Here is a 20,761-nt window from a genome sequence, read left to right as displayed (position 1 = left end):
CTGTCATCTCTCGCTTTTTGCCGGAATATCTTCGAGTAGTTGTTTCCACTGAGCCGAAGCGCCTTTGGGCGCGTCGATATACCATTCTGCCTCGTGACCGACGTCTAAACCGTGCTGCGTCACGCCATATCCACGCGATCTCGCAAATGCTTCCAGCTTGCCCCTAAATTTCGGATAGCGATAAAGCAGCTGCAGGCATCTGTCTTTCCACTGAGGGTGGCGGGAAAGCCAGCGAATGATTTTTTCAAGCAGGATTTTAACACCATGTCGAGGCAGACGGAGCAATCCCGCTTTCAGGGCGTTGATTTTGCGCAGAGGGCGTGTCAGCCGCCATGAAAGACTTTGGTAAGTCTCATGCAATTGCGCGCCGATGATCGCTTCTCGGTTGCGCGATGCAGAAAGCTCTCCTTCCAATGTGCGGATTCGTCGATCGTCTTCTTGAACGATCCGGCGCATCTCCGCCATTTGATGTGCATGTTCGGTATGGGCGCGCTCTAGCTGTTGATCACGCTCAGCTAGCCGGAGGCGCAGCACGGCTGTGTAAGGAGTCTTGTCCGCCAGCACAAAGCCGTCGAAGACATTCGGTCCAGGACCGAAGAAATGCAGAAGCTCCTTATGTTGTTCGCTTACGTAGAAACGGCTCAGACCGTCGAAATAGGCAAATTGGTAACCCATATCGAGCAATTTGGGCTCCCATTGCTCGTAGTTTGTTTCCTGTGAATTCGGTAACGTACTTTCCATCACAACGACCCAAGGTCGTGCTGGAGACGGCGCCCAGCTCTCTATGACCGATGCCTCCATGCCCTCGACGTCGACCTTGAGCCAATGAACTTCCCGGTCTCCAGCCTGCGCGAAAACGGCCGATAGCGGCATGAGCGGAACATCGGTTTCGACTATGCTGTGGCCCGCGGCTTTATGCTTCATCGCGAAATCGGGATCGCTGGTGCTTAGGCCGGTATCCTGAACTTCGAAGAAGCGGATGGAGCCGTCGCCACTCCCGATTGCGGCTTGGATAACATTCTCATCCGGTCGATCTTGCCGCACCTTTTCGGCATAATGCGTCGTTGCTTCGGCATGAATGCCGCGCCAGCCGTTTTCATAAAAGCCGCGGCTGACCGATTCGACGACAGGATCCTGCGCTCCAATATCTATATAGAATCCGTTTTTGACCTGCTTCAGTGCTCGCCAAAGAATGACGTCTTCGAAATTTTGCGCGTAAGAAACAAACATTATAATTCCGGAAAGAGTGATTGGCGGGCGGTGTTGCGGCTTATGTGTGGTAGCACCACGTTTGCGTCCTGGGAGAAAAAGCTCGCGACGATAAGGCCGTCACCGCTGAAGGATTCCTGAACGTCATGCTCGACTAGAATGCGTCCCCCAAGCGTCCTGATTTTCTCAACGCAGTCGCCATGTGTCGTCTTCGAGCCGGAGATGGAGCTATGATGGGTCGAGACGACAAGAAATCGTACCCGTCCACCTTCGATTGCCTGAGTCATCGAACTCAGAAACGGCAGCTCGGCTCCTTGGACATCCATGTGAAGGATTTCGATAATATTCTCGCCGGCAAGTCTCAAAATGGAACCCATGTTGAAACAAGGGAGTGTCAACTCGGCGCCTAGACTTTCCGCATGAAGCGCAAAAGTAGTCTCCTCCTTTTCCCCGACCCATGCACTATGTAGCGCAACCCTTTGTTGCATCCCGTTCACGGCGATGTTTTTTTCGCCGACGGTGCGATTGTGCGGGTCTGGCTCGACACAGATGGCGCGAGAACCTGGTATGTCGTTGAGGTACCAAAGACTGTAGTAGGCCCAGAATGCTCCAAGTTCGACGAAAAGCGAATTGTGCCGACACAGGCGCAGCAAGCTGTCGAAAATAAGTTCCTCTTGTGGTTCGTGATGTCCATGAAGAGCGCGTATGATATGCGCCATCCAATCGCCGTGATAGCCTCCGGCAACGACTTTAATACCGTTGTGCATGATTTGCACCGGACCGCTCTCGGTTTCGATGATCCGCCCAGCATCGGCGACCTTGGGGATCTGCTCGCAGTCCTTGCAGCCTATAGTCATCAGGGTTCGTTCAAGGCCGTCCATCAATCTACTTTCGCAATTTTAATCTGAGCTTGGAGGGCGTTCGAGCCCACGAAAAAGGGGAGTGACGCATTCACTACGTCGAACACCAGTACATTGTCCTGCCATTCATAGTTCGCATCAAGATGCGTATCCGAACCGGTCGCCGCTGTTGTTACGCTGAAAGAGCCTGGTCCGAGATTGCAATCAAACTCCAAATCGAAGCGAATAAGCTCTCCGGCAGGCTGATTGAATAGCGTCTGATCCGTGTGCGAGGTATTAGTTCCCCATACCACATGCCCTGTTCGGTCTCGCAACATGACGCCGAGAACCAATTTGGGTATTGCCCGGCAAACCTCCAGCTCGATGCGCAAGATCAATTTCTGGCCGACCAACGCTGTCGAAACCGGCGCAAGACTCGCTCGGTCCAGGAGAGCAACGTTTCTTACAGCTATATCGAACGTGCCCGACCGCGTTTTCAGCCATCCGTTGCTGTCGCGGGTCTGCTGTATGGTCTGCTTGCTATTTTCACGTTCGGCCACCATCGCGTTGTAATAATCTACAACTTCGTCAGGTGGGCCGTCTTTTACAATCTGCCCTTTATCAAGGAGAAGGACTCGCTCGCATAGCGCCTTCACGTCGCCGAGGCCGTGTGTCACGAGGAGGATAGCCGTTCCTTCAGCCTTGAATTGTCTTATTCTGTCGAAGCTCTTGTGCTGAAAATAGCTGTCGCCGACGGACAGCACTTCATCCACGATCAGAATGTCCGGGCGGCTGGCGGTCGCTAGCGCAAAAGCCAGCCTTGCCTGCATGCCGCTCGAATAGACGCGCACCGGCTGATCAAAAAATTCGCCAATCTCGGCAAAAGCCTCAATCCCAGGCATGAGCCTGGTAAGCTCCTGCGCTGAGAAGCCCATAAGGCCACCAGCTTGATAAATATTCTGACGACCCGTAAATTCGGGATTGAAACCAAGGCCCAATTCGAGAATGGCACTGATCCGGCCCGAAACTTGAACATTGCCGCTGGTCGGCCGTACGGTTCCTGTGACGATCTTCAGCAGAGTGCTCTTGCCGGCACCATTTTGACCGATCAATGCGACAGCCTCTCCCGGCCGCATTTCAAAGGAGATGTCGCGGCTAGCCCAAAATTCTGATGCCGGCGCAAAAGAAGCTCCAAACCAATTCGCGAACCGCAGCAGATTGCTTTTATAAGTTGGATAGCGTTTGGAGACGTGCGAGACGTGCAATATTGAGTTCATCAAAGTGCGTCCACAAGATCGGCGCTGGCCCGCCGGAAGAGTGTGAACGCCAGAAGTACCATACACGCGCCAACCACGATCGGCGGCAAGATTCCCAGCCAGGACGGCCCCTCGTTCAGGAGCAGGGCGTTCTGATAGAGCTCCACCAAAGGCGCCATCGGATTGAACCGCAGCAACTTCTGGAAGCCCTCCGGCACCGCCGATTTGACGTAGACGATAGGTGTGAACCAGAACCACAATTGCATTACCACGGCCATGGCCTGCGCAACGTCGCGCGCGAAGACGTTGAGAACTCCCAGGAAGACGCCGATGCCGAAGGCTAAGGCAGAGATCAACAGCATCCCGGGAATGAGGTAAAGCCAGGCAAGACCGGGATATTGTCCAAAGAACAGGAAGATGACCGCAATCGAGACAAGCAGGAGAAGGTGATTGATCAACGCGCTTCCCCAGACAATGATGGGCAAGCACAGTCGTGGGAAGGAGATTTTCTTCAGGGCCGCTGCCTGCTCGATGAAGACGTTCATGCTGCGCATCAGAATTTCGCTGAACAAGCCCCAAGCGGCCATGCCTGAGAGAAGATAGATCGGATAGGCGGCGGGGTTAGTCATATTCGGCATCTTCGCCCGCATGACCTCGGACAGAACAATCGAAAATATCAGCGCCTGCGCCAGGGGGTGCAGGATAAACCAAAGTGCTCCAAGGCGCGATCGCGCGAAGCGCCCCCGCAACTCTCCCTTGATGGAGGCGAGGATGAAATGTCGGTAATTCCAGATGCTCTTCAGCAAATCTCTATCTCCGGCCTTTGGGCGGTATGGCGTGTAGCAAATGCCGGCTCTGTTAGCGAGACTTCACCCGCTGACGCCAGTCAGCAAGGACGTCGTTGAGTGTGTCGCGCAGCTCAATTTCTGGCTTCCATCCAAAAGCGGCAAGCGCAGCCTCGTTCTGACCGGATGCCGTCGGCACTTCCGAGCCTCTTAAGCGCTGTGGGTCGATTTCGATATCGACGCGTAGTCCTGACAACTCTATGAGCAGATCGAGTATGCTGCGAATTTGCGTCGGCCGACCTGACGACAAATTGAAAGCCTTGCCAAGAACGCTTGGCGCCGGATCGCCGAGCGCGGCGTCGGCGTAGGCGCGCACAACATCCCGGACATCAAGAAAATCTCGAAATCCGGACAGATTTCCAACGCTGAGTGTCGGAGAACGGAGACCCGCTTCAATCTCCGCAATCTGCCTCGCAAATGCAGGGACCACATAGGCGTCGGTTTGGCCAGGCCCAGTATGATTGAAGGGGCGGAAGCGGATTGTCTTCAATCCTTCATATGCGAGCTGACCGAGGAGCATATCTGCGGCTGCTTTCGTCGCGCCATAAACGCCCATGGGTTTAAGGGCGGTATTTTCATTAACCGGCGCCCCGACCTTCTCGATGAAGGAGGCGCCATAAGCCTCTGAACTGCCGGCAAAAATGAAGCATGCATCCGGCGCAAGCTCCATCGTCGCGTAAGCAAGATTCATAGTTCCGTGAAAGTTTACGTCCCAGGCGCGATCGGGAGCCTTGCGGGCATCGCTGGGAGCTGCAATTGCAGCAAGATGAATGATCGCCGAGGGTCGGGAGGTCTCGATAAGCGCCATTGCCTGGCGCTTATCTGAGACATCCGCCGACAGATCCGATGTCCCGCCATGACCTGCGGTCAATACCGTCAAATCGACGCCGGCTTGAAGCCGGCGCGTCTCAAGTTCGCGTTGCAGCCAGGAGCCAACGAAGCCGTTGGCACCTGTTACAAGAAGACGATGTTCGCGAGGCATGGACAGTCCCTAGGAGTTGGAACCAGGTATCACTTCTTAAGCCGCTTCAAATCGGCTTCAACCATCTCGACGATCATTTCTTCGAGCGTGATCTTGGCTTCCCAGCCAAATTTCTGCCGAGCCTTGGTGGCATCGCCGAGGAGAATATCCACTTCCGCGGGACGGAAGAGTACGGGGTCGATGATGAGATGCTTGTCCATGTCGAGGCCGGCATGCCGGAAAGCGATCGCGCACATATCTCGCACGGTTGTCGTCCGTCCCGTCGCGATGACGTAATCGTCAGCAATGTCCTGCTGCAGCATCTGCCACATGGCGCGGACATAATCCTTGGAATGACCCCAATCCCGCTTTGCATCGATATTTCCGAGGCGCAGTTCCGTCGCCAGGCCGAGCTTGATCCGGGCGACGCCGTCAGTGACCTTTCTGGTCACGAACTCAATGCCACGCAGGGGAGATTCGTGATTGAACAGAATCCCGCTCGAGGCATGCAGGCCAAAACTTTCGCGATAGTTGACCGTCAGCCAATGACCATAGAGTTTTGCAACCGCATAGGGCGACCGCGGGTAGAAAGGAGTCGTCTCCGACTGCATTGGCTCCTGAATAAGGCCATACATTTCAGACGAGGACGCCTGATAGAAACGGGCGCCAGGGCTCTCCAAACGTATGGATTCCAAGACGTTTGCCACTCCGAGACCGGTAACTTGTCCCGTCAAAAAGGGCTGCTGCCAAGAGGATCTCACAAATGACTGGGCAGCAAGGTTGTATACTTCATCCGGCTTGACGTCCCGCATGGTTCGAATGAGCCCGGAAAGATCCTGGAGATCGCCGTCGACAATTTGAACATCGCGCTCGATACCCAGCCATTGAAGGCGGCTAAGATTGACGTCGGAAGTGCTTGATCGCCGAGCAAGGCCGTGAACTTCGTAACCCTTTTGCAGCAACAGCTCTGCAAGATAGGCGCCGTCCTGACCTGTAATGCCTGTTATCAACGCTTTCTTCGCCAATTTCATTCTCCTTTCGGCGCAACCCTGGTGAAGTCAGACAAGCAATTTCATAGGCCTGACGAGGGCGGTTTTGATCTATCCCGCACCGTTTAGCCTTTCTCTAATACGAAAACAACGACCAAAGCCGTTTTGCTGCGGTGGACTCTGCTACGACTTAATGCCCATGCACTGTTATCGACAAGTTTGTTGAGCGCTCTTTTGAGGTTCCACTGTTCGCGACGGGTCGTTACAACATTTTATCTTCTCTACTGCCACTTGTGCTGGTTAAGCGTGGGGAAACTCCCGGGCGTGCCGCTAAGTATAGCGACTATCTCTCAGCTACCGATCGTCGGAGATTTATCCCCGGGAAGATGCTGATCCTTCCCGCTCTGCTACGAAGGTTCATGCCGATCTGACTGTCAGTGACTTCTAAGGGAGAAGGTGGGTAGCTATTGTGGTGGCCACAACACGGTGAGCGATCAGTGAATGCATCATGGGCGCCTAGAATTCATGACATTTAAGATGCCTGAGAGCTTTCGTATCGGTCGGGTGATCCGCCAGGATGTGGAGGAGTGAATCGCAGAGATATTGGCCTCCAAATTGACTCTGCCTAAATCGAGATGATCAACTTGAACCTGCAGCTCTTTGGCTCTGTTTCGCCACGAATGGAGTTCGTTTTCCAACGCAGAGATGTAGGTATCCTTTGCTTCGATCGCATTTTCCAGACGATCAAAAGGAAGCATGAGGTTTCGATCAAATGAGGCTGTTTCATCGACTCTGCTGGCTATTCCGATATTGCCGTTATCTAAGCCGACAAATGGAATTAACTCGAGTTTGAAGCCCGCTCTTTCGAAGGCACGGGTGATAAAATCTCGCGACCAGCCTGTTTCCATCCAGCCAAACTTACGGATGCAATAAACCGAAACGGCATCAAGGCGCATTCCCCAATTTATCCAACGATCGAAAATTGGCTCGCCCGCGAATATAATCTTTCCACCGGGCTTTAAATGCCGGCCAACGTTTTCAACGGCCACCCAAGATCTTAAAGCGTGATGAAGACATTCATAGAAGAAAGCCGCATCGTATTTCTTTTTCAATTGAAACTCGTCGAAGTTTCCCCGAACGGCGTCAATTGGTAATCCAAGCTTTCTAGCTCGCAAGCGCACAAGTTCCACGAAAAGGGGATTGATGTCGACGCTGGTTACCTGCCCGCCACAGTAAGCGATGATTTCGGAACTAAGTCCCCATCCGCTGCCTACGTCGAGAATATCGGCGTCTTTGCGAAGTTGCGCGACCATCATTGCTGTCGAAATGGCCCGAACATGCCGGCTCATAAATGACAGGTCGCTAGATCTGTATGGGTTGATGCCATCGGCTTGAAATACGGGATCAATGGGAGATATCTCTCCCGTTTCCTGATCGACTTCACGGCCAGAAATTTCGGTATAAAGTGCCATCTGTTGATTAAAATAGGCGTCACCGAACGGGTTCAGGTTTTCATCGACAACACTTTTAAAAATCAACTCAAAGTCGGCGATGAAGTCAGCGGCGCGAGGATCTTCCACGCCGCCAAGTTCATCGCACCCCCTCACAAAGTTATCTAATTCACGCGCTGTAACTTGGCCCACGCCCATCGGTTCGCTCCCAGATTGCAGAATCAATCTGGCCGATCAGGGCGATAACAGCAATCAGCAATTTAGAAAAATCACAGCTTCATCTGCATCGATGTAATCTGAACTTACCAATGCGCAAATACAATTAAACACGCTGCTTCTAATGTTCTGAACTATAGGCGGAAGGATTTTTTCGGAGCTTATCGAGATGCTCCTCGCAGATCGCTTTCACTAGGTGCTGCAATCCACTGGTACGCTCGCTGAGCCAGATGAGGGCCTCGTCACCTATGAGGAAGTGCGGAGAATAGCGGGCTTTCACATAGGCTTGATTGATGGTGTTGAACCAGGCGATATAGCGCTGTCGGTCGTTTGGCCAGATGGTAGCAAGCCGCCGATCGCGGCCTTCCGCCAAGGTTCTGAGGTGGTTAAGGTTATGGGAGGCAGGGCTGTAGCTGGTCAGCGTCAGCAGCAACGTGGAGTAGGCTTGCTCGATGGCCTGATGAAGCAAGAATGCGGTCTCTCTGAGCATGTTCGTCTCGAGAGCCATCTCGAGAGACGAAGAAAGTTTGAAGCACCGGAGGCTCTGATCCGAAAATGTTCGGATGCTGCGCGATATTCGTCCGCAGCTGAGAGTGGCTTCGACTCCGCCAACTCCTCGTCGTCGAGCTCGAAAAGTATGATGCCGTCACGACGGGTGTCAGAGAAGAAATAGTTACCTTCCTTAAGCGCCGTGTTGACCTCGCGGCGTGAATGCACGATCAGGCTGACCGGTGTCTTGATGGCGCGGTCATAGGGGAAACGAGTGGCGGCCTTGTGCCAGAAAAGCGCGAAATCTGTGAGCTTTCGGTTATTGACGATGATCAGCAGATCATAGTCGGACTTGTAGCCTTTGCTGGTGTGGACCTCATCGACCCAATCGCCACGGGCATAGGAGCCAAACAGAATGATCTTGAGAATGCGTCCCTTCTTCTTGAAGTCCGCCGTTCCTCCCTTTAAGGCATCGTCGAACTCCTCGTGGAGGATCTCGACGATGTGCGACAGTTCACGTTGCTTACGCGCCGGCAGATGATCGAGGCTGGATTTCATTGGAAAACGGAAACCTTTCTGACCGCGCCTGTTAAGATATGATACGGCTGCAAATGCTACTCCAGCGTTGCGTAAAGAACTGCCATTTTTCCCGTCCCCGACCGTCAAGTATCTCATTAGAGTATAAGTTTTCGCTCTCGATTCTCGCTTTGAAAAACCGTCTGCTGATCTTTCTCCGCAAAGACCGGCATTCCGAACAAAGGGGGAACGTAGCCATATTTCGCGCAACTGCACAGAGAAAACTTCGCAAAGGCGATCGTTATGTGGAGAACCGGTCAATCGACCTCGTTCCGGCATTTTCGAGTCGAGGCAGGGCCTACAGTTTACGCTCGATTATCCGCAGAGTGCCTTTCGATCTATACCAGTCTGCCCGGCGATCACCGACACCGATGCGGATAAGATGATTCACTATCGCAAATCTGAGGTCATTAGATTCTTCCTGATGAGAACCTATTTCCCTCTTTGAGCAACGTTGCCTGAGCGATTTCCAGCGCAGGTCGCGAAAGTGACACGATTCGGAACCCGTTCCTGCCCGCCGATTTTACCTCATATAAGGCATGGTCCGCTTTCGCAAATATATCCTTGGGCGATTGGCCAGGTACGATTATGGCGGCGCCAACGGATGTTGTAATCTGGATGTTCTTCGTCGGCGTAGAGATTATCCAATTGATGCCCTCCACGATACGAGTGGCGATTTTGGCGAGATCTTCAGCCGATGAACATGGATGGAGGACTGCAAATTCATCCCCGCCGATGCGAGCGATCATCTCGGCTTCAGGTAAGGCCTGCGAGAGTCTGCGGCTAGCAACCTTGAGACAGTCGTCCCCGGCCTGATGTCCTAAAGTGTCATTTACAGACTTAAAGCCATCGAGATCCACCAAGAGCAGAGCGCGGGGCCTTTCACTCTCGCCTCCACATATCTCGTTGAAGAAAGCTTCAAACCTTGTCCGAGATGTCAGTCCGGTGAGGGTATCGCGCTCTGCCAGGCGACGTAGCTGCTCGACCATTGTCTTTTCGGCAGTGACGTCCTGTTTCACCCCGAATATCCGTCCTGCAGAGCCATTCGCAAATTCGACGCAAGCGGTTATTCTAATCCAACGGCTGTTACCTTTTGCGGTAACTATTTGTGCGTCCAACGTGAAACCTTCACCTGTACGAATTGCTTTTTCTCGGGCTTCGCTAAGAAGTTTGCGGCTCTCTGGCGTATAGAGTTTGACGATTTCATCCCGTGCCAACGGCGTCTGCGGAATAAGATCGAAGAATTCATAGACCGTATTCGTCCAACTTAGCGTCTGATCCGGCAAGCTGCACTCCCATACGCCTATCCTGGCAGCCTTGAATGAACGATCAAACAGCTCCCTCAAATGCATGAACTCCTGGGAGCCCACAGCGTGCAGTTCAGGTATTTCACTTAAATAGCAAGACATGAAAAGCCCCCGTCAACTGAACGAAGATGTTTGCCGGCTTCATTGAAATATTCCAAATCACGATGTCCAACATAGGATTGCAATAAATTGCTTGCTTTCGGGTTTCCAAAATAAGGACCGGCGAAATTAGTTCAATCAAAAATGGAGCTCGCGACCTGCTCAGTGGCATCTGAGTAAGCTGCCTTGTGGGAATGGTCGGATCTGGCACCCACTGGCTCCTTGTCGACGTCAAGAAAGACAGTCGAATGGAGCGGCTTGAGACTATCGGTAGCGGCCGGCGGCCACCTTCCAGAAATGAAACTGTAGATTGTGACCGTGAGTTAGAGCGGTTCATAACTAATCGGAATCGGGTCGGGATTCCCAAATCAGTTGATTTGTGATTCATGATGGATGCTGGAATGGAGGCCAGCATCCATGACGCGACCTTACTCGCCGAAACCATCAAACCAGACGAATGCGCCAACTACTTCGCAAACTCAGCCTACGCTTCTGTCAAAACGTGAAACGCTCTAGGCTGAAAGTAAGCGCGCAAATCGCTGCACCTGTTCATTGGCGGAGTGTTGAGCGAATCTGTGTCCACAACGGAGACTGTGGATACAATGACATTGGATGGCGCGGGAATTTCAGGGGAGCTTCGGGTCGTCAAGGTTCTTCGCAATGGCAAGCGGCGGTTTGATCCGGTCGAGAAGGAACGCTTGATCGACGCGGCCCTTGAGCCGGGGGTATCGGTTGCAGGGCTTGCGCTGAAGTACGGGGTGAATGCTAATCAGTTGCGCAACTGGATCAAGCTGCATCAGCGCCGGCAGGCGGAGAAGGCGTTGACGGTTATGCCTTGCGCGCCGTCGGCCTTCGTTCCGGTGGTTGCGGCATCGCCGACTGGACGACCGCCGGCCCCGTCGGCTCCGACATCGCCACGGATGCGCTTGAAGGCATCGCTACCGAACGGCGTGCGGCTTGAGCTTGAAGATGCGGATGCGCAGGCTCTGTCGGCGATGATCGAAGCGTTGGGGCGTTGCGATGTTCCGGCTGGCTGATGATCTGCGCGTCTATCTTCACCGGGAACCGATCGACTTTAGGGCTGGGATCAACAGCCTCGCGATTTTGGTCGAGCAGTCTATGGGCCTCAATCCGTTCGAGCGGGCGGTATTTGCCTTCTGCAACCGTCGCAGAACCCGGATGAAATTGCTGTTTTTTGATCGATCGGGCTTTGTGCTAATTTTGAAAGCGCTGACCGAAGATAAGTTCCGCTGGCCTCGGCGACAGGAGGCTGTGGTGTCGCTTGATGCCGAGCAATTGCACTGGCTGCTCGACGGCATTGATCTCGACGCGATGGTTCGCCATCCGGTGCGACAATATGAATTTGTCGGGTGAATTTGGCGGTTGACGCAGGGGAGCGGTTCAGATTCAAAAATGCGATGACTCGAACCGGTACCCCGACCGTTGAAGAATTGATGGCGCTTTTGGCGGCGAATGCTGCCGAGATTGCCGCGCTGAAGGCTGAGAAAGATACCCTTGCGCAGCGCGTCTTCAAGCTCGAGGAAGAGCTGGCGCTGGCGCAGTTGCATCGTTTTGCGCCGCGTAGTGAAAAGCACGTGGATCGCATCTTCAACGAAGCCGAGCAGAGCGTCCTTGAGGGGGACGAGGGTTGCGACCTCGCCGACGAGGCGGATACCATCGATCTTCCGGACACGGGATTGCCGCAGACCGACAAGCCGGAACGCAAGAAACCTGGTCGCAGGCCGTTGCCGGAAAACCTGCCGCGCCAGCGCGTCGAATATGACCTTGCCGACGATCAGAAGGTCTGCCCGTGCTGTAGCCATCAGATGCACCGCATGGGCGAACTGGTCACAGAACAGCTTCACATCGAGGTGAAGGCGAAGGTTCTGCAGAATGTCCGAGCAAAATATGCATGCCGCAACTGCGACCGGACCGGGATCAATACGCCTGTTGTCATCGCGCCGATGCCGAAGCAGCCCTTGCCCGGCAGCATAGCCACGGCCTCGACGCTGGCCTTCGCGCTCGTCCATAAATATGTCGATGGCACACCGCTCTATCGTCTGGCGCAGGCCTTTGAGCGTGCAGGCGTTCCTGTCAGCCGCGGCGCTCTCGGCCACTGGGTGATCAGTTCGAGCGAGAAACACCTCGTTCGTATCTATGACGCGCTGAAACTGCGGCTCCAATCGCAGACGATCATCCATGGTGACGAGACCACAGTCCAGGTGCTGAAGGAAGAGGGCAAGGATCCCACCAGCATCTCTTACATGTGGGCCTATCGTAGTGGCGAAGACAGTAAACAGCCGATCGTGCTGTTCGATTATCAGGCCGGCCGCGGACAAGAGCATCCGCAGGCCTTTCTTGGCGACTACCGCGGCATCTTGATGAGTGACGGCTATCAGGCCTGGCGCACGTTGAAAGGTGCCACGCATGTCGGGTGCATGGCCCATGCCAGGCGGCGCTTTGTCGAGGCTCTCAAGGCGCGCAAGAAACCCGGTGGGCCGCCGGCACAGGCCATCAAGTTCTTCGACCAGCTTTATCGGATCGAAAGGCAGGTGCGGGACGAAAAGCCCGATGACGGCGAAACGCAGGCCGATTACATGCGTCGCTTTCGCCAGAAACATAGCGTTCCGGTTCTTTCCGCCCTCAAGGAATGGCTCGACAAAATCGCGCCAAAGGTCGTGCCCGACACCAAGCTTGGCGATGCCGTTTCCTATACGCTCAACCAATGGGACTATCTGACCCGCTATACCGATGACGGCAGGATGCCGATCGACAACAATTTGCTGGAGCGCGACATCAGGATTTTTGCAACTGGAAGAAAGAGTTGGCTCTTTAGCGATACAGTCCAGGGGGCCAAAGCCAGTGCCGTCATCTACAGCTTGATGCTGACCTGTCGCGCCTGCGGTGTCGAACCATTCGCATGGCTACGCCACGTCCTCACCGAACTGCCGCAGCGCCCCGACGATGTCGATATCGACGACCTGCTGCCCTTTAACTTCAAAAGCCAGCCAGCCTGAGCTGCCCCTTCAAGCCGCTTACCACGTGCAATGAAACGCGCGCTTACGGCTGAAAACCCAATCATAGGATTGATTACATTTTGTGTTTTTGATTCAATCTGACTGTTTGGATCATGGGAGGGGAATTTGGGCTCGATGATTGTCAGTGGGCAGCGATTGAACCGCTGCTGCCGACGAACCAACCCGGAGCGCACCGCACCGACGACCGCCGCGTGATCAGCGGCATCATTCATGTGTTGAAGTCTGGCTGCCGCTGGCAGGACTGCCCGGCCTGCTACGGACCTTCGACGACGATTTACAATCGGTTCCATCGATGGTCGGCGCGCGGGATCTGGCGTCAGCTATTCGATGCACTGGTCAAGACGGATGACACCGATATCCAGATGATCGACAGCACAACCGCCAAAGCCCACCGCGCGGCTGCGGGCGGGAAAGGGGGGCGGATGCCCAGGCCATCGGTCGCTCGCGAGGCGGCAGATCGACAAAAATCCATGCTGTTGTCGATCGTTGCGGTCGCCCCATCGCGGTTAAAATAACACCCGGACAGCGCGGCGGCGCTCCTGTCGCCATAAGCCTGCTCGAACCCCTGCCGCCCAGTCATCTCTGCGCCGCCGATACCGCCTATGACAGCAATGCCCTGCGGCTCTTCCTCATTCAGCGAGGAACCCGTCCTGTCATTCCCAATAACCCGACCCGCAAACGAATCCAGCCGTTCGATCCCCAGACCTACAAATGCAGAAACATCATCGAACGCATGTTTTGTCGTCTCAAGGACTGGCGCCGGGTTGCTACGCGTTACGGCAAGCTGGCCATAAACTTCGCCGCAACTTGCCATATCGCCGCTATCGTCAATTGGTGGATGTGATTGAGTCTAGACCCCTAGCCCTAATCGGAACCATCGACACGATTGAGCATTAGCTCAAGTCTGATGACCGTGCAGGCTCGGGCCGCAGCACAATCGAACGCCAATAACATTCAACCGGATTGTCACGTTGTGGCTGCAGTGATGGATTTAATCAAGGAATCTCGATGTTTCTGCGTCTCGTGCAGACCTTGCAGCAAGCGCAGTCTGTTTGCTTCATGCAGTGAAAGAAGAGGTTTTAGAAAATCGATAGCCTCTTTTATCTTCTCAATACTTTCCAATTGCTTTGCTTGCTGCTTGGCCTTGTTCACGAATATACTCAATCCATAAAAGCTGGGCATGCTGAGTTGCAGCCAGGACTGCTCGCCGCTTAACATGCTATCCTCAATGGCCGTCAGAACCCCGTTTTCCGCTCCTCCGTGCTCCTCAGCCCACGCGAAAACGTCACCACAGGGGAAGGATGTTCCGTTATTGAGCTCCTCGTTGTTTAGCGATATCCCGCTGTTGAAGCGGAGTGGCCTTTTACTTGGCACGTCCCCGAGGGCATAGAAACTGTCCCGCCTTGCGCAGGGCCATGACGTATCGTGAAACGCGATTGCAAGGGGCAGGTCGGCTGTCTCGCGATCCAGAATGGACGCGATTTCACGCGATAGCGTCCAGTAGTTGTGATCGCCATCGACGAGATAGAGGTCACAAGGAAGGCGCTTCGCAAGAAATTGCAGGGACGTCTCCCTGTGGATGTGGATATTTTCGCTGGCCAATTCATCCAACTCCGCTTTTGCGGTCGGATCAACGATATGCACAGAGAAATTTCCTGCCTCGGAACCGCTAATCAGCCGGAGCGATGTATCGCCGCGATCCGAACCGATTTCACAAATCGATTTAATCTGTAGAATGTCGATCAGCTTTTCAAAAATACACCAGTAGTTGATCATCGAGAAGACGTTATACTGGTCCTGATGATAGCAGGGAACGCCTAAAATATCCTTTGCCGCGTCGGAAATCATGGATTTACACCCCTTATCTCGGAAGTGTCCCGTTCTTCCTGTCCGCGGATCATAGACAACAGAAGAGTAACGTGGTCATCGCGCTCGACGATCATCTGGTTCATGTCTTGTATTGCTTGATATCTTTCGATGCACAATTTCTCCTGAGCTTCGATAACCTCGTCGCGCTCCTTGATCATCTGATCCATTTCCTGAATGGACTTGAACCGTTCTTCGGCCAAAGCGCGCGCCGCATGAAGGTCATTGCGCAGGCGGTGGTCGTCACCATGCAACTTAGCGATCATCGAGGAATTGCCGGAAGGGGGCCAGCAATCCGGCAAATGGGCCTGTTGTCCTCGGGCCACCAGATGATGAAGATCACGGCGATCAGCCGGGCTGAACGCAACGGACCCAAAAGCCGCTTTCTGCTTCAGCTCCGTCAATTCATAGCTTCGGGAAAAGTTGCCGATCACCTCGGTGAGGCCATCATACATCAATTGATGATCGGCAAGGCCGATGGTTGGTTCGCAATCCTCCGACCGGGTGCTTGCGGCGTTCTTCGGTCCCAAGCGGCCATTGGTATTGTCAAGCGTCATCCCATCGCTTCTGGTCAGATTTCCGGAACGAACGAGATTTCTGATATATTGCTCCGCATAGGCGTAGGCCGCGTCCTCGCCGAAATAGCTGGCGGCAGCGCCGGAAGGCCATAGGGTCGTGTGCTCAATATCGGCAAATCTCGGATTATCTTTACCCGGTTGTCCCATTCCGCCGCGATACGCGAATGTTTCGGACGAGCCAAGGTCCGATATATTGCAGAAGCCGCTGAACAGGCGGGCCACCTGCTGTTCCGGCACCATCAGGAATTTAAAGACACGCTCGTTGACGACGCCGCGCAGATCCCATGGCTGCAATGCGAACAAGGAGCAGAGCTTTGCGAGCCGGTCCGCGTAGACGAGAATAAGTTCATGCATACGCGAAATGAGTGGATCGTCCTGGACTTCCAGCGGCGACCGGTCTTCCTTGAAAAGGACCTGCACCGGGCCGTCCGGCGGTTCTGAAAATCCGATGGTCGTCCCATGAGGCGAACGGCAGATCGTCTCGAGGATCTGTGGAAACCACAGGGTCGCCTTGGAAACCGTGTCATGCTGGGACTCGTCGCTATGGTACCAGCAGATCTCGTTGCCTGGACGACGGCGCCAGTGCGCTGATAAGCGGGTGCCGGAATAGAGGCCGACGAAATTCATCGGGATATTACGGCGCTCGAACCCGCGCGCAATCGAATCCTGAATTTGAGCGGACCAGCCCAGATCGACGAACAGGTTGAACTGACCCGCTTGAATGCCATTCTGGGTCATCCACTTTTGGAATCGGTTGCCCATTGCGACGAAGGATTTGAACTCCGGCAGTTCATTGATGACCTTGACCAGCCGGTATATCGGATCCCATTCGAGCAGATTGTGAACGAGAGGGATGTCGGGATCGGGAATTCTTGCGAGCTTCAGAACCTCATTAAGCCTTTTTTCCTCGAGAGACAGGAAGCTGAGAATGGTCCGTAGGGTTCTTTTGCCATTCTTGGCTAAGTTTGCAACGTCGAGCATGCTCAGACCTTCATCGGCAAGACTGAAGGCCAGCGCGGTTAATCGAGAAGCTGGAAGATAAATTTTCCGATGTTCGTTCCCAGCATGGAAATATCTATCAAAAACCTCAGTGACTCGGAGAAGCAAAAGTCCTTCGCGCGCGGCGAACAGGATATTATTATATTTGAGATTCGAATATTCCTGCTGAACCGCAAATCCGAACGACGCAAAATAGGGTCCCAGATATTTGTTCGCGGAAAATGCCTCAACGCTTGTGTTGGCGAAACAACACCCCCCGGCTGCCTGAACGACGGCGTTTGCCAGTTCATCCTTGCTTTCGATCCCCCTTTCGAACGCCAACCGAAGGGAGACACGTTCCTCCTCTAGTTCGGGGAATACAAAGTGTACGCTCGCCATGCCATGGGTCTGCGGCCACTCTACATCGGCCAACGGGTCATCACCGGCGAAAATCATCTGCTCCGGCGACAGTCCCTCATCTTCGAGCACCCGCGTGAACAGGCGTCCGGTCCGCTTCAGGAGCGAATAATCGGAGGATACGTAGCCATCGGAAAAGAGATCCCCAATGGAGAGCCGATTCAGCAGTTCATCAATGATCGGCTTTCCGAGATACATGTCCGACACGTATACCACACGGACATTTCGTTTCTTGAGTTGCGTCAGTAGCTCAAATGTATTCGGGATACTGACAAGAAGACTCGATTCGACAGCAATGATACAATCGACGACGTCGGATTCCAGGATATCGTCTTTGATTTTTGTTAGATTGCTTGTCCAGCCAGCGAAGAGAGCCTCTGTCGTGGCCTCATAGTCGAGGCCCGCACCGCTATTGATCGCCGCACTTTCATTATACGCTTCTTCATAGGCCTGTTGCACATCGAAGTGCTTGTTGACATCTCCGAGCAAGTTGCGCGCAATGGCCCGACACATCACCTCGAGGGACAGTTCCTTCGGGATAATCCGCGTGAAGACGGTATCGAACAGATCAAGACCAACGACCACATGTTCGCCGCGTGAAAGCCGGCCATCCACATGCGTGAGGATATCTTCTACGGGATTGTTAGCCAAGAGAGACACTTTCAAATTGACGGATTTCAGACTCGTAAAGGTCTATGTATCGGGTTGCCATCAGGCTTGACGTGAAGCGACCCATGTAGTCGGCCTTGGCAGCCTGACCCATTTCAATAAGCTTCTCACGCGAAGGCAGCGTGCGAAATAGCCCCAAAAGCGTATCAACATCGCTGCTCGGTGTCAGCAAGCCGGTCGTTCCATGATTAATCTGCTCGGGAACGCCGCCGGTTGCATAACCTAACACTGCGGTGCCGGCTGCCATCGCCTCCAGAATGGAGAGTGGATGGTTATCGGCAAGCGAGGTGAAGACAAGGGCGTCAGAAGCGACGAGGTAGCGCGCCAGGACGTCTTTGTCGCTGATAAAGCCGGGCGCTATCAAGTTTACGTCGGGAAGCATTTCGGCAATTTCATCGGACATGTGGCCGAGGGCGATGACAGTGAGATTTGCATCGCGCACGATCCGGAGTGCCCGAATGGCGTCCTTTATGTTCTTCCGTTCGTCTTTGAGATGACCGGAGCTGAAGCAAAGCGTCAAGGCATCTCGGCCGATACCGATCTCATCCCGTGCCGTGTTGATGTCCAGCCTTTTAAAGTTCCCATTTGGGATACCGTTCGGGATGATGCGGACGGGCTTCGTAACAATGCCGGATTGGAGCGCCTGGTGAGCCATCCAGTGTGAGGGGCTAACGAGCGTGAGGTTCGGCATCTTATGGAGCACGCTCCTCACTTGGCGATTTACCCAGGCCGTATCGACTACCGTATCCAGGGGCCACAAGCCGTGTTGAGGACAATCGAAACAGCCGGGATTCTGCGTCCACTTCTCGCAGTCCATCGGGTAGAGGCAACCACCCGTAAAAGTGGAGCAGTCATGGATTGTCCAAATCACCGGAGTGTGTCTCGCCAAATTCATGAGCGTGAGAGGTGAAACGGCTGATGTAAGATCGTGGAAATGATAGAGATCAGTGGGGTACCGCAGACGCTCTTCCTCGAAATGACGATATTCGAACGGAATGAGGTCGGCAAAACCGTACTGCTGCTTCATGGCCGCAGAGAGGTCAATAACAGAAGTGTTGTCATGCCCCCCGATAGGGCGTCGCTTGTAGTCAAATCCAGATTCTGAATAGAGACAGTAATGCAGAGCCGAAATTGTCATTTTTCGATATTCTTCCGAAAGAATATCTGCGACTGTACTCGCTCCACCACCAATAGAATCTGCTTTACTTACCTGGGCAATTTGCATATTTATTCCGGATAAAATAAAATACTATGTAATCTTTTCAAGTCCAAAACTGTATTCTTCGTAGGAGAATGGGCGATAAAAGGTTCTGTATCCTTCATTCATGAGAGCTTCGATCTGACTTGTAGTCTTCGCAAGCTCGCCTAATCGTCTAAATATTGCCCCGGAAGATGGTGGACAGGCATCTAGGCACTCTTCCGGCACTTTCGCCATTTGGCTAGCATCTTCGGGTGTGAAAGAAAACTTCTCTACCAGCGCGTCAACATCAAACCGCATACGTTCGAGAAGTTTTTCCCGTTCATCCATCTTTAGGAACATCCCCGCTCGCCACCATCGTGGTTGGTTATCTGCCGGCTCCAGTGCGGAAGGCGTCGTTAATGCCTCTACGAAAGCCTGCCGATCCTTTGAAGCGGGATAGAGGCGGTTGAAAAGTAAGCAGGCCCCGATATCTGTCGTTGACATTCCCGTATTGGTACTCTCCGTCCCTCTTGTCTTCCGTTTCTCTTTAGGGAGGGAAATATCCAATAGGCTCGCGAATTTTTCGACGACATCGATTCCTTCCTCGTAAAGGCCAACTTTTATCGCCTCTCTACCCAAGAAGGTGCTAAAATAATTAGCCTCACTAGAGTGCGCGAGCACCATCTCATAAAATCCTTCAGTCCAACTGGGAACGATGTTGAGAAGCCCCACCTTTATGTCTTGGGAAACCAGAGACTCGTAAAATCGGTCATGACGCCTAACGAACATCAGGACGTTGATAGACACTTCTGGCAATAAGCGGATCAACTTACTTATATCGCGCCCCTGGAAACCTTCAGAAGATAATAAAACGGTATCAAGGCCAGTGTGCGTGCATTCATCTATTATTGTTTGTATGCACTCCTCGAGATCGGATACACGTTTCGTCCATCGGGCGGCATCGCCTGAAAGCGCACCGGCAATCGGGTGGTGACCGCCGTAAAAAATCCCTGTTTGGGGATACAGAATCCCCTGTGAGGCAAGAATGTTGGTATGGTCGTTGCAGAACTGCTGGATGGCAGTCGTGCCGGTCTTCGCTCTTCCGATGTGGAGAATGAGTTTTTTCAAGGTCGCTCTCAAACAAATGGAAATATTAGGATATTCACGCTCCGCTAATTCTATTAGCCCAAGTATCCCGAACTCGGTGCAGGGTGAATATCCCACATGGCTGTAGGTCACCAATTTATTACGCAGCAATGGTTAGTTCGTCCAGCACTACTATCGCTATCGGTGCGCAAGGGACCGCCTACTGCGCGTAACTATTGGGGTAAACTGCAGTCTCGCATGTGGTATTCGACGAGCTGCATGCGTTCGCAATATTGTTGGAAGAAGCCGGTGCCTTGTCATATCCGCGACAAGGAGCGCATCATCGACACTGACGAAGCGAGTCCAAAAGTGCCGAAGTAAAATTCCCCAACCATGCCGACGTGGGCCACAAGGAGAGATGGCCATTTTTCGGTTGCCTGCCGCGCGATTTTGATGGCGGCGCGAAGGCGGGCGGTAGTGATCAAGGCCTTGGAGCGGACGTGCTCCGGCATAAGTTCGGCATGTTGGCGGAGCCGGTAGCTCGAGCCCTCGATCTGGATGACGGCGGTCGATCTGCACGCTTACTAAAACACGGTGAACCAAAGTACGGCGGGCTTGGCGATAGTGGAGTAACACTCCGCGTTGTTGAGGAGTATTGGTCCGGTACTGACAGACGCTTAGCTTTCATCTTACAGAGCATTGGAGCCCACAT

The 20,761-nt window shown here is 53.6% G+C and carries 15 protein-coding genes and 3 pseudogenes; 4 read left to right on the top strand and 14 right to left on the bottom strand.

From position 1 onward, the window contains the following. Positions 1-3: 3 nt before the first annotated feature. The 9 genes and pseudogenes from N2601_RS25135 to N2601_RS34160 all read right to left on the bottom strand — a co-directional run bounded on the left by N2601_RS25135 (position 4) and on the right by N2601_RS34160 (position 10,240). On the bottom strand, positions 4-1,230 hold the full coding sequence (locus N2601_RS25135; RefSeq protein ID WP_260304087.1) for an FkbM family methyltransferase: 1,227 nt from the start codon (positions 1,228-1,230) through the stop codon (positions 4-6). Next, positions 1,230-2,090, bottom strand: coding sequence for an FkbM family methyltransferase (locus N2601_RS25130; protein WP_260304086.1), 861 nt, complete (start codon positions 2,088-2,090; stop codon positions 1,230-1,232). The genes N2601_RS25135 and N2601_RS25130 overlap by 1 nt, the downstream gene beginning before the upstream one ends. Further along, positions 2,090-3,325 carry an ABC transporter ATP-binding protein gene (locus tag N2601_RS25125; protein ID WP_260304085.1) on the bottom strand — a complete coding sequence of 412 codons (1,236 nt, stop codon included), beginning with the start codon at positions 3,323-3,325 and terminating at the stop codon, positions 2,090-2,092. The genes N2601_RS25130 and N2601_RS25125 overlap by 1 nt, the downstream gene beginning before the upstream one ends. Beyond that, the gene (locus tag N2601_RS25120) at positions 3,325-4,110 is read right to left on the bottom strand and encodes an ABC transporter permease (protein ID WP_260304084.1); all 786 of its coding nucleotides are present in this window, start codon (positions 4,108-4,110) and stop codon (positions 3,325-3,327) included. The genes N2601_RS25125 and N2601_RS25120 overlap by 1 nt, the downstream gene beginning before the upstream one ends. A gap of 52 nt (positions 4,111-4,162) precedes the next feature. After that, complete coding sequence (locus tag N2601_RS25115) at positions 4,163-5,131, bottom strand: GDP-mannose 4,6-dehydratase (RefSeq protein WP_260304083.1); 969 nt, start codon at positions 5,129-5,131, stop codon at positions 4,163-4,165. Between the two features lie 29 nt (positions 5,132-5,160). Continuing rightward, positions 5,161-6,141, bottom strand: coding sequence for a GDP-mannose 4,6-dehydratase (gmd, locus tag N2601_RS25110; protein ID WP_260304082.1), 981 nt, complete (start codon positions 6,139-6,141; stop codon positions 5,161-5,163). Between the two features lie 464 nt (positions 6,142-6,605). Further along, a complete protein-coding gene (locus N2601_RS25105; RefSeq protein ID WP_260304081.1) occupies positions 6,606-7,748 on the bottom strand; it encodes a class I SAM-dependent methyltransferase in 1,143 nt (380 codons plus the stop codon). A 139-nt stretch (positions 7,749-7,887) separates the two neighbouring features. Next, positions 7,888-8,813: pseudogene (locus N2601_RS25100) on the bottom strand (nucleotidyltransferase and HEPN domain-containing protein). A gap of 428 nt (positions 8,814-9,241) precedes the next feature. Next, entirely contained in the window at positions 9,242-10,240 is a 999-nt protein-coding gene (locus N2601_RS34160; protein WP_311319444.1) for a sensor domain-containing diguanylate cyclase, read from the bottom strand. A 599-nt stretch (positions 10,241-10,839) separates the two neighbouring features. Here N2601_RS34160 and tnpA point away from each other — a divergent pair. The 4 genes and pseudogenes from tnpA to N2601_RS25070 all read left to right on the top strand — a co-directional run. Then, positions 10,840-11,274: an IS66-like element accessory protein TnpA gene (gene tnpA / locus N2601_RS25085; protein WP_104825481.1), complete on the top strand. Its 435-nt coding sequence runs from the start codon at positions 10,840-10,842 to the stop codon at positions 11,272-11,274. Then, on the top strand, positions 11,258-11,611 hold the full coding sequence (gene tnpB / locus N2601_RS25080) for an IS66 family insertion sequence element accessory protein TnpB (RefSeq protein WP_104825480.1): 354 nt from the start codon (positions 11,258-11,260) through the stop codon (positions 11,609-11,611). Before tnpA ends, tnpB begins: the two co-directional genes overlap by 17 nt. 44 nt (positions 11,612-11,655) lie before the next feature. Further along, a complete protein-coding gene (gene tnpC / locus N2601_RS25075; RefSeq protein WP_104825542.1) occupies positions 11,656-13,254 on the top strand; it encodes an IS66 family transposase in 1,599 nt (532 codons plus the stop codon). Between the two features lie 113 nt (positions 13,255-13,367). Continuing rightward, positions 13,368-14,053: pseudogene (locus N2601_RS25070) on the top strand (IS5 family transposase); the annotation flags it as partial. A gap of 188 nt (positions 14,054-14,241) precedes the next feature. On the opposite strand, the gene N2601_RS25065 reads toward N2601_RS25070, so the two are convergent. From N2601_RS25065 to N2601_RS25045, 5 genes and pseudogenes are all read right to left on the bottom strand, one after another. Further along, positions 14,242-15,123 carry a class I SAM-dependent methyltransferase gene (locus N2601_RS25065; protein WP_260304079.1) on the bottom strand — a complete coding sequence of 294 codons (882 nt, stop codon included), beginning with the start codon at positions 15,121-15,123 and terminating at the stop codon, positions 14,242-14,244. Then, positions 15,120-17,765 carry an HAD hydrolase-like protein gene (locus N2601_RS25060; RefSeq protein ID WP_260304078.1) on the bottom strand — a complete coding sequence of 882 codons (2,646 nt, stop codon included), beginning with the start codon at positions 17,763-17,765 and terminating at the stop codon, positions 15,120-15,122. Before N2601_RS25060 ends, N2601_RS25065 begins: the two co-directional genes overlap by 4 nt. Then, the gene (locus N2601_RS25055) at positions 17,758-19,008 is read right to left on the bottom strand and encodes a glycosyltransferase (RefSeq protein ID WP_260304077.1); all 1,251 of its coding nucleotides are present in this window, start codon (positions 19,006-19,008) and stop codon (positions 17,758-17,760) included. Before N2601_RS25055 ends, N2601_RS25060 begins: the two co-directional genes overlap by 8 nt. Positions 19,009-19,032: 24 nt before the next feature. Further along, positions 19,033-20,091, bottom strand: coding sequence for a hypothetical protein (locus N2601_RS25050; RefSeq protein WP_260304076.1), 1,059 nt, complete (start codon positions 20,089-20,091; stop codon positions 19,033-19,035). Positions 20,092-20,389: 298 nt separating this feature from the next. Continuing rightward, a pseudogene (locus N2601_RS25045) lies at positions 20,390-20,612 on the bottom strand (hypothetical protein); the annotation flags it as partial. Between the last annotated feature and the right edge of the window lie 149 nt (positions 20,613-20,761).

The organism is Rhizobium sp. CB3060 (assembly GCF_025200735.1).
GTDB lineage: Bacteria > Pseudomonadota > Alphaproteobacteria > Rhizobiales > Rhizobiaceae > Rhizobium.
The sequence above is the reverse complement of the archived record's forward strand: the minus strand, read 5'-3'. Positions and strand labels throughout refer to the sequence as shown.